This is a genomic window from Candidatus Omnitrophota bacterium (assembly GCA_028715965.1).
In the GTDB taxonomy this organism is placed as follows: Bacteria; Omnitrophota; Gorgyraeia; order Tantalellales; family Tantalellaceae; genus JAQUQS01.
In genome coordinates this window covers 1-17,634 of the sequence record JAQUQS010000018.1, presented here as the reverse complement: position 1 = coordinate 17,634, position 17,634 = coordinate 1, and the positions used below count along the sequence as shown (strand labels likewise).

The following is a 17,634-nucleotide window of genomic DNA, read 5'->3' as shown; positions in this document are numbered from 1 at the left end:
AGGTGGGAGTCGAACCCACACGGAGTTTCCTCCATTGGATTTTGAGTCCAACGCGTCTGCCATTTCACCACTCCGGCTATTAATGGAACAATTTTATTACCTAGATATGTATAAGTCAAGTCTAATCGGAAGATATGGCGCTATGGAAGGGGATAAATATTGACATATAGACATACGAATGATATATTTATCAGGCATGACAGAACAAGTGGGGCTGTAGCTCAGCTGGAAGAGCGCGTGCATGGCATGCATGAGGTCAGGGGTTCGAGCCCCCTCAGCTCCACCATATCTTTTCGTTAACAGGTGACTTCCCCGTTATTATACCTACACCATCATCCTATACGATGAAAATAGCCAAAAAACGTTGTTTTCCCACGGCCCTTACCTTGTCCGGGGCAAGCTTTTAGCGCTTTATGAGGGCGTTAAGGGGCGATCCGTTACACCAAAGTTTTTTATTGACAAATCACGTATATAAAAATATACTTTGTTAACTAAATGAATATCATAGGGGATGTCGCATTATAACAAGTCGCTTGAGGGGGTTTTTCGCTCTGTTTTTTAACCCCTTTTTTTGATCACACTTCACAAAATGGAGGACTTGAGATGATCGGAACGAAAAAAGAACCGTTCGGCCCGCACTTGATGTTGGATCTCAGGAGCTGTAATCCGGATAAGCTGGGGGATTATGAGCTCATCTTCAATACCTTGAACGACCTGCCCGATAAGATAGGGATGACCAGGATAACGCAACCGTATGTATTCCCTTATTCAGGGCTTGTACCGGAAGATAAAGGGATAACCGGTACAGTGATAATAGCTGAAAGCCATATTTCCATACATACTTTCCAGGAAAAGGATTACTGTTTTGTGGATGTGTTCTCCTGCAAGGATTTCGATGTGGAATACGCGGCCAGATATCTGGTGGATACGTTCGAATCCGGGGATTATGATAAACATATCGTAAGCAGGGGCAAAGACTTCGTACGTAGTGACGCTCCCGGCGGAACGATGGCTTTTCTTAACGTGGGATAGGAGCTGGGATGGCTAATAACAGCGGTTTTATGGGCTTGGAAGCTGCGTTCACCGATCGTAAAAGGTCAGCTATAGCTGTTCTGCCGGTGCCCTATGACGGGACAAGTACCTGGATCAAGGGCGCGGACAAGGGGCCATCAGCCATTATAAGCGCTTCTTCGGCGGTGGAATTGTACGACATAGAGACAGGTAAGGAGATATACAGGAAAGGGATATACACGGCGGCACCGGTAAAAACCTCCAAAAGACCTGAAAAGATGGTCAAAGAAGTGTATGACAGCGTGTCCGCCCTCATGGGGGATAAAAAATTCGTTGTTATGCTTGGGGGAGAACATTCAGTTACCGTTGGTTCGGTAAGAGCCCATGCCGAAAGATATAAGGGGCTTTCGGTCCTTCAGCTTGACGCGCATTCGGACCTCAGGAGGGAATATGAGGGGAGCCCGTACAACCATGCTTGTGTAATGTCGCGCGTAAAGGAAATATGCCCGATCGCCCAGGTAGGGATAAGAAGCATGTGCGTGGAAGAAAAGGACGAAATGACGCGGGACCGTGTTTTTTTCGCCGCGGACATAGCCGGCAAGAAAGACTGGTACGGCCGGGTGTCCAAGAAACTGACGAAAGATGTATATGTGACCATAGACCTTGATGTTTTTGATCCGGCGATAATGCCGTCCACCGGTACGCCGGAACCGGGAGGGATGGATTGGTACTCCGTGACGGGGCTACTGAGGAAAATAAGCAAGGAACACAGAATAAGGGGATTCGATATCGTGGAGCTATGTCCGGAAGAACACAATAAAGCCCCGGATTTCATGGCCGCTAAACTTATATATACGTTCTTGAGCTATATTTTTTGAAACAGCTTTATAACCGTTAAAATATCAAAACAGGGGAAAAGGGGAAAAATGAAAAAGAAAGATCTTCTTAAGCGCCCGATCAAGCATGTCGACATAAAGAAAATAGACGCCCGTTCGATAGTAGAGGCGATGAAGGATATGTCTTTTACCGCGCGAGACCTCGGGAGGGCTTCGGACATATTCGATATGATGCTCAGGGACAAGAAATGTACCGTTGTCTTATCTCTTGCCGGGAGCACGAGCGCCGGTGGATGTATGCAGGCATATGTGGATATGGTCAAGAATAACATGATAGACGTAGTGGTGGCTACAGGCGCGAGCATAGTCGACATGGACTTTTTCGAAGCCCTGGGGTTCAAGCATTACAGGGGGGACGCAACGGCCAACGACACGCAGTTGAGGGGACTTTACATCGACAGGATATATGATACTTTCATCGATGAGGAACAGTTGCAGAAATGCGACCAGACGGTGGAGAAGATCGCTGATTCCCTGGAGAAAAGGCCTTATTCCTCGAGAGAGTTCATATATGAGATGGGGAAATACCTGAAGAAGCATTCTAAGAAAAAAGACTCGCTTATCCAGGCCGCCTACGAAAAGAACGTACCTATTTTCTGTCCGGCTTTTTCGGACTCGAGCGCGGGGTTCGGCCTTGTACTTCACCAGTGGAAGAATCCCGACGAACATATATCGATAGATTCAGTAAAGGATTTTCTTGAGCTCACCAGGATAAAAATGGCTTCCGGGTCTTCGGGGTTGCTCATAATCGGAGGCGGAGTGCCGAAGAATTTTGTGCAGGACACGGTCGTCTGCGCGGAAATACTGGGTAAAGAGGTGGATATGCACAAATACGCGGTACAGATAACCGTAGCTGATGTGCGTGACGGAGCGTGTTCGAGTTCCACCCTCAAGGAAGCCTCTTCCTGGGGCAAGGTAGATACTACATACGAACAGATGGTCTATGCCGAGGCTACCGCGGCGTTGCCTCTTTTAGCCAGTTACGCCTATCACAAAGGTAGCTGGAAAAAGAGGAAGCCGAGGGAATGGACGAAAAAGCTTTTTAAGTAGTAATATGGACCGGAACGTGAGGAGATGGTCGTAATGCCGTATTATGATTTCGCGAGTATAGAGAAAAAATGGCAGAATAAGTGGAAAGAAGAACACTCTTTTCGGGCAGATACCAAGGACTATGCAAATAAATATTACTGCCTTATGATGTTCCCTTATCCTTCGGCGGCCCTGCATGTGGGGCATGGACGCAACTATATAATAGGTGATGTAGTGGTCCGCTACAAGAAGATGAGGGGACTTAACGTATTATCCCCGATGGGCTGGGACGCTTTCGGACTTCCGGCTGAGAACGCGGCTATCAAGGGCGGGATACACCCGAAGGAGTCTACCCTTAAGAATATCGATCGAATGAAGGCACAGCTGGCTTCCTGGGGGGTAGAGTACGACTGGGACCGCGAGGTCACTTCATGCCTGCCGGATTATTACAAGTGGACGCAGTGGATATTCCTGAAACTCCTGAAAAAAGGGCTGGCATACAAGAAAAAAGCGTTCGTGAACTGGTGCCCGTCCTGTAACACGGTGCTCGCGAACGAACAGGTCGTTGACGGGGCGTGTGAGCGTTGTGACAGCGAGGTCGACCAGAAAGAACTGGAACAGTGGTTCTTCCGCATTACCGACCATGCCCAGCGTCTTCTTGATGACATAAGCAAGCTGGATGAATGGCCGGAAAAGGTCCGTATAATGCAGCAGAACTGGATCGGTCGGTCCGAAGGCGTGAACATAGATTTTCCGTTGGACGGCACCGATGATAAGCTTACCTGTTTTACCACGCGGGTCGACACGATATTCGGATGTACTTACATGGTGCTAGCGGCAGAGCATCCCATGGTAGACGTACTTACTAAGGGATCGCCGGACAGGGATAAGGTCTTGAAGTTCGTAAGTGACGTGAGAAAGGAATCAAGGGCCGTCCGGGTCCAGGCCTCCGCGGAAAAAAGGGGGATATTCACGGGGAGATATGTCGTGAATCCCGTCAACGGGAGGAAGATCCCACTGTGGATAGCGGATTATGTGCTTATGGAATATGGCACGGGAGCGGTGATGGCGGTGCCCGCCCATGACCAGCGGGATTTCGAATTCGCCAAAAAATACGGACTTCCCATAGAGGTCGTAATAGACCGTCCGAACGAAAGCCTGAAAGACGGTGAGCTTGCCGAGGCGTACACGGATGAAGGCGTAATGACGGGGTCGGAAGGGTTTAACGGACTTACGAATACCGAGGCCATGTCGAAGATCGCGGATATGATGGAGGAGAAGTCCATAGGTAAAAGGTCCGTGCATTTCAAACTCAGAGATTGGTTGATCTCCAGGCAGAGGTACTGGGGGGCTCCAATACCCGTGTTATATTGCGATAAGTGTGGGACAGTGCCGGTGAAAGAGGAAGACCTGCCGGTGCTTCTTCCTGAAGTCGTGGAGTTCAGGCCTACAGGGGAATCGCCCCTTAAATACGCGAAGGATTTCGTGAATGCCGTATGCCCGGTATGTGGAGGGCCCGCGAAGAGGGAGATCGACACGATGGATACATTCGTGGACTCGAGCTGGTATTTTCTCCGCTATATATCATCACACAGAAAAGATGTTCCTTTTGATACGGAGGATGTGAACAGATGGCTACCGGTGGACCAGTATATAGGTGGCGTTGAACACGCCATATTGCATCTCCTGTATTCGCGTTTTATCACTAAAGTGCTTTATGATATGGGATATATCGGGTTCGATGAGCCGTTCAAACGGCTTTTTACGCAGGGGATGATCGTCAAGGACGGCGCCAAGATGTCCAAGTCCAAGGGGAACGTGGTGAGCCCCGACGGGCTTATCGAAAAATACGGCGCGGATACGGTCCGCTTATACACTCTTTTCATCGGTCCGCCGGAGAAGGACGCGGAGTGGTCAGACAGGGGGACGGAAGGAGCTTTCAGGTTCATTAAAAGAGTATGGAACCTGCTGGACGTGTTGGAGGCCTGTGGTAAGGAAAATTCATTCCCGGAGGAGGAACAGAAACAGCTGAACATAAAAATGCACCAGACCATAAAAAGGGTGACGGACGACATAGACGGCAGTTTCCATTTCAATACCGCGATAAGCGGGATCATGGAAATGATGAACGGGATATATGCCGTGATAAGTTCTTATGGCGACGGATGTTTCGGAAGAGCGTATTTTTCGGAGATAATAACTAATGTGGTCCTTATGTTGAGTCCTTTCATACCACATGTCGCCGAAGAAATGTGGGAAAAGCTCGGTAACGATACGAGTGTTCTTGAGGCTGAATGGCCGGTATATGATGAGAGCATGCTGCAGTCTGACAATGTGGAGATACCAGTACAGGTGAACGGAAAGCTGAGGGCTACGGTCAATGTAAGGACCGGGGCTGGCGAGGATGAGATCAAACGACAAGTGCTGAAAGAGGAGAAGATCGACAAGTGGCTGTCCGGAAAAGAAATACGCAAATGGATAATATTGACGGATAAGATGGTCAACATAGTAGTGAAGTAATGGAACCCTCAATGCGAAAATGCCGCAGAACAAGAACATGGTCCATTCTGATATCCGTATTTACTCTGGGTGTCCTTACATTTATGCCGGAAGATAGGGTTAACATGGTATATGCCGAAGATGATCAGGAAAATATAGGATATGATATCGTTGAAAGATTATCCCTGCCAAAAGGTTATCATGAGGGCCTTTTCATGGATAACGGTGAGATATGGGTGAATAACGGCGAGCATATCAATACATGGGTGATAGATCCTGTGACCGGAGAGAAAAAGAGGGATATAATCCCGGTTGGAACGTTCACCGAGTCCGTGACGAAGGATACTGAGGGACGCTTGTGGGTCTCGGATTGGAATGAGAAGAAGGTATTTCATGTAGAGATATCGGAAGGTAAGATGCGATCGGTCGGAGAGATCTCTTTTGAACCGGGGCATCCGACCGGGACAGCCTGGGCGGAAGGGCATCTTTATGTCATAACATGGGAGCGCGGTGCCGGTACCAAATACTACCTGAATAAGGTCTCTCCTGAAGGAAAGATCGTTCTCAGGGCAAGGATAAAGGGTATATCTGAGCCATCCATGTTGGCGTGGGACGGCAAGGATCTCTGGGTGTCCAGTTGGTATTACAGGCGTATCTATAGGATAGGGATGGATGACCTTGGGGTTATAGGGTACATCATCTCGCCGGTCGACAAGACAACGGGTATCGTTTGGGAAGACGGATATCTTTGGGTTACAGGTACTTATGGGGATCTCTATAAGCTCAAGATAAGAACGTAATATTTTTTTGCCCGCCTTATTAATTAAAAAGCAAATTTATTTTGACAAAAACAATAAACAGGGTTAAGCTGTGTGTTAAGGGAGGGCTGGATGGACAGGGACAAAAAAGTTGATACTTTCATGTTCGTACTGTGTTTTTCGCTGTTCCTAGCGTCGATCTCCATGGTGATAAGGGATAATGCGTGCGAAGAAGAGCTGTTCATCATAAGGGGAAAGGCAGGCCGGGACAGGGTATGTGATAAAGAAAGATTTTTATCTTATGCCGAGAGTTACAGGAAAAAGATGGGTGTGAACATCAATAGCGCCGGGGTGGAAGATCTCTCGTCGCTTCCGGGTATCGGACCGGCGATAGCGAAGAGGATAATAGCCTACAGAGAACGCAAGGGTGGGAGCATGTCGCTTGAAGACCTGGGGAAGATCAAGGGTATAGGCCCGGCTAAGATAAGGATGATAAGCGAAAAAATAGAATATGATCGAGGAACGGTCTTCCAATGATGACATTGTGGTTCTTAACAGGGATAATACTGCGACGCGTAATTTTTGGACACGCGGATGATGGGCTCCCCATGTTGCTATCGGGGATACTTATGCTTCTTCTTTTGCTGCTGTTTTTATGCAGGGGCCGTAGGGTTTTTATATATTTTCTTTCATTGTTTTTTCTGTTCATCGGGATACAGAGGGCGGGAACGCGATCATCCGAAGGGGCCGGTCTCGGGGATGTGAGTGGTATCATAGGACGGGAAACCCTTTTCTATGGCGAGGTTGCGAGTGATCCGGAAACAAAGGATACGGCCGGAGGTAACAAGCGGACCAATTTTGAGGTCAAGATACATGACGCGATGTGTGATGACCAGGTGCGGCATGTGCGGCTGAAGGCGTTGTGTGTAATGACGCGACCTGAGATGGTCGTTGAGTTCGGTGATGTGGTGTTCATCCGCGGTACTTTGAGGGATAGGAGCGGTAAGGTCCTTGAGGAAAGAGATGGCAGGTTCATCGAGAAACAGGGTACCCATAGGTTCATAGTATCGTGTGGCAGGAAAGGTGTCGTGGTGGCGGGTCGATCGAACGGACCCCGAGTGTTCCTTCAAAGAAGGCTTTTCCGTTTTCGTAAAAAGTGCCAGTCCATAATATGCCGCGCGTTAGGGGCCGGGACTTCAGGGCTTGCGTGCTCAATGCTCATCGGGCAGAAAAGCGCGATGGCAGGTCCGGTAAAGAAGGCCCTAAGGGGTACGGGGACCCTGCATATAGCCGTTGTCAGCGGATTGCATACTGCCCTGGTAGGGGCTATATTCCTTTTTGTCGCTAAGGTCTTGAGGCTCACGGATAACAAGGCGTTCCTGATATCGTCGATCATGGTCGCCATGTTCGTTGTCATGACCGGGGCCGGGGTGCCGGCGGTCAGGGCTTTTGTGATGTGGATCATGGTGGGGGGAGCAAAGGTGTTCGGGAAGAAAACATCACTTATGGGCCCGTTGATCGTTTCCGCGTTCGCGATAACCTTCATAGACCCTATGCAATTATTGTCAGCCGGATTCCTGCTTTCATACGCCGCTACGATCGGGATATTGACCCTAAAGCCTTTTATCAAAGGTACGCCAGTGGTCTTTGTCCATAGCGTAGGTCGCAGGGTGATAACGTTCGTCTGGGAGTCTATAATGGTATCATTGTCCGTATTCCTGGCAATAAGCCCGGTAACCGCTTTCTTTTTTCATACCATTACGCCTGTTATGCTTTTGGCTAATGTTTTGGCGATCCCTGTGCTTATCGCTGTTCTGGGGCTCGGGATGCTTCTTCTTGCCTGTGGCCAGGTGCCTTTTCTCTTTAAACCGGCTATGGCCGCGGGATACATCATGCATGTCATTCTGGAAAGATATATAGATATAGCCGCTGGAATGTCATGTGTACCAGGCGGAGTGTTCCAGGTGCCCAGGCCATCTATACTACTTATCACTATTTTTTACGCGGGGTTGGTATCGGGTGTATATATCTTCAGGACACGGTCTTTAAGGTGCAGGATAGCGCTGGTCACGCTTTTGTTCCTGAACTTTGTGTTGTGGAATGGCGCGCTCCCGGCGTATGCCGGCAATAGCAGTGTAGCTTTCCTGGACGCGGGTAAAGCTGATTCTGCCGTTATGCGGTTCCGGGATGGGGGAATCCTTCTTGTGGACGGAGGCAGAAGCGGGGACGGCACCCGGGAGAGTTTCGGGAAAACCGCTATTTGTCCATATCTTAGGGAAAAGAGGGTCCCACTTGTGGATTGTATAGTATTGTCGCATCCACATGACGACCATGTCGGAGGGCTCATTGATGTGGTCAGGGAGCTTAAGGTGCGGCTGGTGGTCCACAACAAGGCGGAGATGTGGCCAAAGGACCTTTACGCGGGGCATGGATTTTTAGAAGTCCTGGAAGATCTTGGTATCAGGCATGAAAGTGTTCTTGCCGGGGAGGAAATAAGGGGATTCCGTGGCGCGAGGATAAAGATACTGAACCCTATGGGAGATGAGCCTTCCGGCAATGTGAACGACGATTCGGTCGTAGTGAAAATAGAGGATAATAGCGGTCTGGACGTTCTGTTTTGTGGCGATATCTCAGATGGTATTATTGAGGATATTATGGGTTCCGGGATGGATCTTTCATGTGATATCCTGAAGTATCCACATCATGGCCGCGGGATAAAAAACGCCGAACTTGCTGAAAATTTTATCAAGATGACAGGGTGCAAGGATGTGGTTATTACGGCCCCGGGACCTGAGCATATAAGCCCATATATAATAAGCATTTGCGAAAAACATGGGGTAGGGGTCCATATAACCGGAGAATACGGGAACATAACATTTGAATCAAATTAAGTATAATATGGCCAAAAAGGCAGTGAAAAAATTGCGCCTTATTTAAGTGATAAAAAAGTTAGAGAATACTCCTTGCATAGCAGATCAGTTATGTTATCATATATATAAGTAAAACATGTAGCTTTTTGTTATATAACAGAAAACTTACGATAAAGGGGTGCGTTATGAGTTGTCTAAGGGGTGCTATTTCAAAAACTGTGGTCGTGTTGTTGCTGGCGATGGTGTTCATCGTATCAGCGGTACACGCAGATACGATCGAGAATTATGATATCTCCGGCTTGCTTAAGCGAAAGGTCGAAGATATTACCGGCAATATGTACGAATATCTGGATGAGAATTGGTCCGGGCAGGGATATGGACGCATAACCCTCATATACGAGCCTTCGGGACAATCTTACAGGTTATTCGACTGGCAGGCGGCGCAAGTCGTCATATCGCAGTATTCCGGCGCTTACACCCCCGCGCCCGGAAGCGATGTACGTAGTGATGTCATACCTTCAGAATTACGTTACGAACTTACATATGATCATCACGGTGAACAGTCCGACCTTGACATAGCGACCAACGCATGGATCTTGAGGGACAAAAAAGTCTTTGATACGGACGGGACCACTCTCCTGGAAGAATATTCATATGACGCTTCAGGGAGGCTGTTGCGTAATGATATGGTATCGGAGGATCGTTATTACACATACGAATACTATTCCACCCCGGATGATACGATAGTGCATTTCAAGTATGAGTATGTGGCCTCGACGGACGTTCTTCTCCATACGTATACATACAACGCTTCGGGCGAACTCTTAAGCATCTCATCTTCAAAAGAGGTGATCGAAAAGTATACGGGAACAGATAACTGGAAAAGGAAGATACAGGCTAACGGTAACGTTTATGAATACACGGATGAGAACCTGCAAGGCGATGTGTGGAACCACTATGGCAGATTTATCCTCATATTCGAATTGGACGGATATAAGACCTGGGAATGGGGGACAACGCAGGTCACCCTGACGGAATACGACGGCGAGTATGTGCCGGTAGTGGGAAGTCCGGCTTTGAGCGATGTCAAGCAGTCAGAAAGAAGGGTTTCCATCACGTATGACCACAGCGGGGAGATCCTGGACCTGAACACCCAGACCAACGGTTGGGTGGAGAGGGAGAAGATAATATTTGATACCGACGGTGTGACCGTACTCGAAAAATACGTACGTAACGAACAGGGCCTTCTGATCCAGGACCTTTACGCGGGATCAAACGTGTACTACACGTATGTTTACCATACTACGCCCGGCATGGAAGACAAGGTGAGGTATAAGAACGAATATTCCTATGCTGAGGCGGATGAGGTGGATATACTCAACGGGACGCTACAGGGCGATTTTGTCGCGTCTTATGAGTATGTGGACAGCGATTACATGATAAAGAAGGATGCTGACGGTACGTTGTCGGCGGTACTGCTTGACGGTTCCGGAAATTCATACAATAGCGCGCATGTGAGCCCTGTGGACAATATCCTTCACGTATATACGTGGGACGCTAGTTGGAACCTCGTGAACGCGAAGAAATATTATCCGAACGGGAACATAGAAACATACACACCATCATCGCCTAGCGACCCCATTTGGCCGCTTACGGAGAAAAGGGAAGCGGAAGAAGGTTTCATAAAAGGAGGCAGTCTCCCGTGGATGAGCTATGGCCACGATATCGGGTCCAACGATCCCTCTAACGGTTTCAGCGTAAGCGCCAACAAAAAATACCTTATTGACGCCATGGATAATTTCTCGGGCGGCGTGGTGCGCGTGTTCCTTTTTACCGACCTAAGGGATATTGTCGATTTTTCGGGACCGACCCTGGCTTTCTATGACGAGGCTAAATTGTTCGAGGACATGGAGGCGTTGCTTGAGGCGGCAAAACTCAGCGGGACGCAAGTTATCCCGTGTCTATTCGATTTCTGGCTGGCATATTCGGAACTGTCCGGGGATACAGGGCATCCTGAAGTGATCGAGAACGATGTCAAAAGAGCGGAACTGGTGGCGCTTATCGGTGATTTTATAGCGGAGTTCGCCGGCAGGGAAGAAATATTAATGTGGGACGTGATAAACGAACCGTATTACGGCACCGATCTCAGCCCATGGGGGAACATGCCTACGGATGGAAGGCCGGTTACCCAGTCCACCATAAGCCAGGATGAGATGTATACGTTCATTACCGATATGATGGCCGTGATAAGGGCCAACGACCCAGATAAAGATATCACGATAGGATTCGCCAAAAAAGAATTCGTTGATCCGGACGCGTGGGGATGGAATTCGGTGCTCGAGGAATGGCAAAAACAGGGATATTGGCATTGTTTTGTCGATGGTGGTGATGATGACGTGGATGTTGTGCAGATACATTACTGGGCCAAGTATTACGATAATAGCTTTGAGGAATTATCCACTTCAGCTTTTGAGGCGTATTATAACGGAAAACCCGTACTCGTAGGGGAGATCGACCCGCAATATTTTAGCGCGGACGACCCTGACGCGGCCGAACGTCTCCAGATACTTCTGGAGCAGGGATATATGGGTGGTCTTTTCTGGCAGGACAACCCGGACTACAGTATAGCTAGTCTTAAACTGACGGATGATGACCTGGCGAAACTCAAGGAATGGTTCTACGGGACCATATATGAATATTACGGGTCCGGCAGGATGTACAAAAAAACGATCACAGATAAGACCGTGTACGAATACTCGGATGAGGACTGGAACGGCCAGGGATACGGCGTGCTCACGAAGGAGACTAGGCCGGACGGGACATATAAGACATTCAGTGATTATTACGCGGGTACGAGCCAGCCGAGATACGTGTCCGAATACGCGGCTGACGATACGTGGATCGCTACATATGAGTATGACGCGGCGGGTAATATCATCGGCGTACAGGAGGGTGACGCTACATATACTTATTATGGCTCAGGGCGCATAAAGACAAAGACGCTGCCCACCGGGACCGTGTACGAATACAGCGACGAGAACTGGAACGGGACAGGGATAGGCGTGCTCACGAAGGAGACGAGGCCGGACGGGACATATAAGACATTCAGTGATTATTACGCGGGTACGAGCCAGTCGAGATACGTGTCCGAATACGCGGCTGATGGTACGCTTCTCGCGACATACGAGTATGCCGAGGACGGTACGCTTATAGGCACCAGCGAGCCGGGTGTTACCTATACGTATTATCCGAGCGGGCTTTTGAAGACAAAAGAGCTGGACGCGCCGGATACCGCGGGTAACGTGGCGTACGAATATCTGGACGAGGATTATAACAGCCAGGGATACGGCAGGTTGAAGTCGCAGAAGAGGGACGTGACGAACGCGGCGGGCGAGCTGACGTTCAGTATAGAGTATGCCGGGGCGGGCGAGCTTGAGAGGACGGTATACACTTACTCGGACGAGTGGACGACGCTGGTCAATAGGTACGAGTATGACGCGGCGGGTGTCTTGACGGGCAAATACGATTACGCGACGAACGAATATTACACATATTATGGTGATGGGCTGATGGCGTCGAAGACGCTGCCCACCGGGACCGTGTACGAATACAGTGACGAGGATTGGAACGGCCAGGGATATGGTGTGCTCACGAAGGAGACGAGGCCGGACGGGACATATAAGACATTCAGTGATTATTACGCGGGTACGAGCCAGCCGAGATACGTGTCCGAATACGCGGCTGATGGTACGCTTCTCGCGACATACGAGTATGCCGAGGACGGTACGCTCATAGGCACCAGCGAGCCGGGTGTTACCTATACGTATTATCCGAGTGGGCTTTTGAAGACAAAAGAGCTGGACGCGCCGGATACCGCGGGTAACGTGGCGTACGAATACCTGGACGAGGATTATAACAGCCAGGGATACGGCAGGTTGAAGTCGCAGAAGAGGGACGTGACGAACGCGGCGGGCGAGCTGACGTTCAGTATAGAGTATGCCGGGGCGGGCGAGCTTGAGAGGACGGTATACACTTACAGTGACGAGTGGACGACGCTGGTGAACCGTTATGAGTATGACGCTTCAGGTGTCTTGACGGGCAAATACGATTACGCGACGAACGAATATTACACATATTACGGTGACGGGCTGATGGCGTCGAAGACGCTGCCCACCGGGACCGTGTACGAATACAGTGACGAGGATTGGAACGGCCAGGGATATGGTGTACTCACGAAGGAGACGAGGCCGGACGGGACATATAAGACATTCAGTGATTATTACGCGGGTACGAGCCAGCCGAGATACGTGTCCGAATACGCGGCTGACGGTACATGGCTCGCGACATATGAGTATGATGCTTCTGGTAATCTCGTCGGGGTTGAGGAGCCTGAAGCTACGTACACATATTTCGATTCTGGTCGTGTAAAGACCAAGACACTTGCTGACGGGACTGTGTACGAATATAGCGATGAGAACTGGAATGGGACCGGGATAGGCGTGCTTGTTAAGGAGACGAGGCCGGACGGGACATATAAGACGTTCAGTGATTATTACGCGGGTACGAGCCAGCCGAGATACGTGGCCGAATACGCGGCTGACGGTACGCTTCTTGTCTCTTACGAGTATCACCCCAACGGTGAGTTGGCCAAGAAGATACAGTCTAACGGGTATATCTTCGAATACTACGAAAGCGGTAATCTTAAGAGCAGCATATATCCGAAAGTCGGGACATATGAGTATATGGATGAGGATTTCCAAGGGGCCGGATACGGTCGTTTGATAAAAGATATAAAGGCTGACGGGTCTTATACGGTATACAGTGGATACTATCCCGATTCCGCGCAGTTCGGGAAAAAAGAAGAGTATGATCGCAAGGGGGTCCTTGTCGAGGCTTATGAATATTATGAGAACGGTGTCATAAGCAAAAAGACCGTACGTGACGGATCTATATATGAGTATGATGAACAGGGCAGACTGAGACGTAGTGTCACCAGCGATGGCTTCGAGTATACGTTCGATGAGGACGGGCGCATGGTATCGCAGAAATACCCGGATGGCGCGTATCTGGAGGATATCGTGGATCTTGTGGACGGGACCGTATCCCGATTCATATATTCCGATGAATCCAAGAGCATACTCCTGAAGATAGAGATATATGATTATTCGACCGACCCGGCGGATTATTCCTCATGGACCTTCGTGGAACAGATAGATCCTACGGGATATACGTCTGTCAGGGACGGTCTTGGGCGCGTTACGGAAGAAGGTGTTCCCGGGTTGTATACCATGACATATTCCTATTATGAGTCAACATCCCTGGTGAGCTCCAAGACCTTTACCGACCTGGCTAACGGCAAAACGATCGTGTATGAATATGACCCGCTTGCGCGTTTGACGCGAGAAGTGCTTAACGGGGATATAGAGGTATTCTATATATATTACGGGTCCACGAAAACCACATATAAGGTCCTTGGCAGAAGTGTTTCAGACCCGAATGATATCAAGTTCACATGTGAGTATCGTGACGACGGTTCTTTGATGGAAAGAATAACCTATGGTGTCGATACGGTCATCTCAAGGTACGACAGGGAAGGAAGGCTCAAGTATCTTAATGTGGAAGGTAAGTCGGAGACGACGTTCATATACGATCCTGAAACCGGAAAACTCCTCAAAAAAGCCGTAAAAGACCTGATCACAGGGAATACCCTCATAACGGAATACCTGGATAACGGGAAGATAAGCCGCGTTACTGATCTGTCGGGATATGTATATTTCTACGATGAACAGGGCAGGCTTGTCCGGGAAGACGACGTAATAAACAATGTCAGGACATATTATGGCTATGCGGATAACGATAACATGAACTTTTCATACAAAAGAGTGTATGAATATGATCTCGGCCGGTTCACCGTATATATTTACGATACTACGGGCCAGATCACCGATTCAAATATGATAGCGTCGACCATTGAAGGATATGACCTTGCCACCGGCAGGTTGATGCTGAGAGCTTACGTAGACGGTTCTTCCGAAGAATATACGTATTTCGGGGACACGACCGACATAAAAACGATCACATACAAGGATAAGGACGGACGTGAAACGGTCGAGACTTATGACCAGGACGGCAGGCTCGTAAAAGAGGAGAAATGGAACGACCTTGTTACAAATTATACCTATGATACGTACGGACGATTGACGCTCAAGGAGTCCAGCGACGGTACTAGCGAGGAGTATATATATTGGAACGATACTAATGTGATGAAGAAGAGAACCGTTGTCAGCAGGTGGAATACAACGACTATCGAAGAATATAACGAGTTAGGCCAGCTGGTAAAAACGACATATAAATACCGCTGGAGCACATATACCAGCTGGATGACATATTCTTACGATGCGGCCGGGAACCTGATAAGGAAAGATTATTCTTATGGGTCGCATGAGGAATATGAGTACTGGGCCGGGACATCCATAATGAAGAACAAAAAATATATCGATTCAGCGGGACACACCTCGACTTATGAATATAACGAGCTTGGCAACGTGACGAAGTATACGTCGTATTATGGGTACACGGTCTCGTATACATATGACGCCCTTAACCGGCTTACCAGGACCGATAGCAGTTCGAATTCTCATACGATCAACGAATATTTCGGTGATACGAACAAGATCAAAAAAACCACATCTTACTATAACGGCAACGTGAATTATGTCGTTGAATACGAATATTACGGGGACTCTGATATGTTGAAGTCCAGGACCTATAAGTACTCGAGCGGATATTACTATAAGTACGAATATGACCCGGTGACCGGTGGGGTAATAAAAGTAAGCGGCCCGAACGGGTATGATACTTATTACGAGTATGATTCACTTGACCGGATCACCCGGATCGATTATGCGTATGGGTATACGTGCATATATGAGTATTATGGTAATTCCGAGGTCCACAGCAAGGTGATCTATGTGGATGAGGAAGGAAGGACTACCGTATATGAATATTTGCCGGACGGCCAGATAAGCCATATGGAGTATGATGGATATACGGTGGATTATACATACGATACCCTGGGCAGGTTGATACGAACTGATAATTCGGACGGTTCTTACAGCGAAAGAACATATTACGGGGATACTTACAAGACGCTGACGTATGTGAATCATTACAGCGATGGGACTTCTTACTCTTACGCATATACGTATTATTCCAACGGATATACCCAAACCTATACTTATACGGACAGGGCCGGGAAGACCACGGTGTACCAATATAGCTCGAACGGCAGGGTCGATACTATCACCTATTCCGATGGCAAGGTAGCGACTTACACTTATAATTCCGACGGAAGGACGTCCAGGATAGATTACTCTACCGGAGGATACAGGACATATGAATATTATTCCAACGGCTATACGAAGAAGACCCTGGAGCACTTTGTTGACGGGACTGAGACGACCGACGAATATACTTATTATTCCGGGTCGAACTACTGGAGGAGGAAAACATATAAACATACTGACCGGAATGGCGATTACGTGTTGTATGAGTATGATTCTAATTCCAAATTGACCAAAGTGACCAGAGGGAACGGGGCTACGGTAGAGCTTGTGGAAACATACACCTATGATGCCTCCGGGCGTAAGACCAGGGTGGATTACTCGAACGGGGCATATGATACGTATGCGTATGTCGGGGCCACCTCAAGAATAGACAGAATAGACAGGTATTCATCTACGGGTGAACACACATATGAGGAATATACTTATTTTAACGATGTGTTCGGCGATTCAGGGGTTTGTTCGTATACCATAGGGTATGCCGATGGAACTTTCAAGACCACGTACTACGATGTGTTCGGTACGATATTGAAAGAGCTTATGCCGGACGGAACGACAGTATATTATTCCGCGTATGATGACCTGGGCAGGGTTACCAGGAAAGATATGTCGGACGGCACGTTCGTGAAGATAACGTATGTCGGGGATACGTCGGATATAGAGGAAGTCATGGAGTATTATGTCTCGGGCAGGATGCATACGAAGACGCTGGCCGACGGTACGATATACGAATACTCGGATGAGGACTGGAACAGCGAGGGATACGGAGTGCTCACGAAGGAGACGAGGCCGGACGGTACATACAAGACGTTCAGTGATTATTACGCGGGCACAAGGCAGGCGAAGTACATAAGCGAGTACGCCGCGGACGGGACATGGCTCGCGACATACGAGTATGACGCGAGCGGTAACCTGGTAGGGACGGAACAGCCGGACGCCACATACACGTATTACGCGAGTGGCAGGATGCATACGAAGACACTGGCTGACGGTACGATATACGAATACAGTGACGAGAACTGGAACAGCCAGGGGTACGGAGTGCTGGTAAAAGAGACGGCGCCGGACGGGAGCTACAAGACGTTCAGCGATTATTACGCGGGTACGAACCAGGCGAAGTACATAAGCGAGTATACCGCGGGTGGAGCCCTTATAGTGGCGTATGAATACACCTCGGGCGGGGTGCTTGTAAAGAAGACGGAAGCCGACGGTACGATATACACGTATT

General features: G+C 48.8%; 8 protein-coding genes and 1 tRNA gene. All 9 read left to right on the top strand.

Annotated features, from left to right (window positions below):
* Positions 1–210 precede the first annotated feature (210 nt).
* Positions 211–286: transfer RNA gene (locus PHH49_07035), tRNA-Ala, on the top strand.
* A 317-nt stretch (positions 287–603) separates the two neighbouring features.
* Positions 604–1,032: an adenosylmethionine decarboxylase gene (gene speD, locus PHH49_07030; protein ID MDD5488692.1), complete on the top strand. Its 429-nt coding sequence runs from the start codon at positions 604–606 to the stop codon at positions 1,030–1,032.
* A gap of 8 nt (positions 1,033–1,040) precedes the next feature.
* Positions 1,041–1,889 carry an agmatinase gene (speB, locus tag PHH49_07025; protein MDD5488691.1) on the top strand — a complete coding sequence of 283 codons (849 nt, stop codon included), beginning with the start codon at positions 1,041–1,043 and terminating at the stop codon, positions 1,887–1,889.
* 48 nt (positions 1,890–1,937) lie between these two features.
* Positions 1,938–2,957 carry a deoxyhypusine synthase gene (locus PHH49_07020; GenBank protein ID MDD5488690.1) on the top strand — a complete coding sequence of 340 codons (1,020 nt, stop codon included), beginning with the start codon at positions 1,938–1,940 and terminating at the stop codon, positions 2,955–2,957.
* A gap of 33 nt (positions 2,958–2,990) precedes the next feature.
* A complete protein-coding gene (leuS, locus tag PHH49_07015) occupies positions 2,991–5,456 on the top strand; it encodes a leucine--tRNA ligase (GenBank protein ID MDD5488689.1) in 2,466 nt (821 codons plus the stop codon).
* 83 nt (positions 5,457–5,539) lie between these two features.
* Entirely contained in the window at positions 5,540–6,235 is a 696-nt protein-coding gene (locus PHH49_07010) for a hypothetical protein (protein MDD5488688.1), read from the top strand.
* Positions 6,236–6,325: 90 nt separating this feature from the next.
* The gene (locus PHH49_07005; protein MDD5488687.1) at positions 6,326–6,730 is read left to right on the top strand and encodes a ComEA family DNA-binding protein; all 405 of its coding nucleotides are present in this window, start codon (positions 6,326–6,328) and stop codon (positions 6,728–6,730) included.
* Between the two features lie 155 nt (positions 6,731–6,885).
* The gene (locus tag PHH49_07000) at positions 6,886–9,084 is read left to right on the top strand and encodes a ComEC/Rec2 family competence protein (GenBank protein MDD5488686.1); all 2,199 of its coding nucleotides are present in this window, start codon (positions 6,886–6,888) and stop codon (positions 9,082–9,084) included.
* 164 nt (positions 9,085–9,248) lie between these two features.
* The coding region (locus PHH49_06995; protein ID MDD5488685.1) for a hypothetical protein at positions 9,249–17,634 on the top strand (8,386 nt) is incomplete at its 3' end.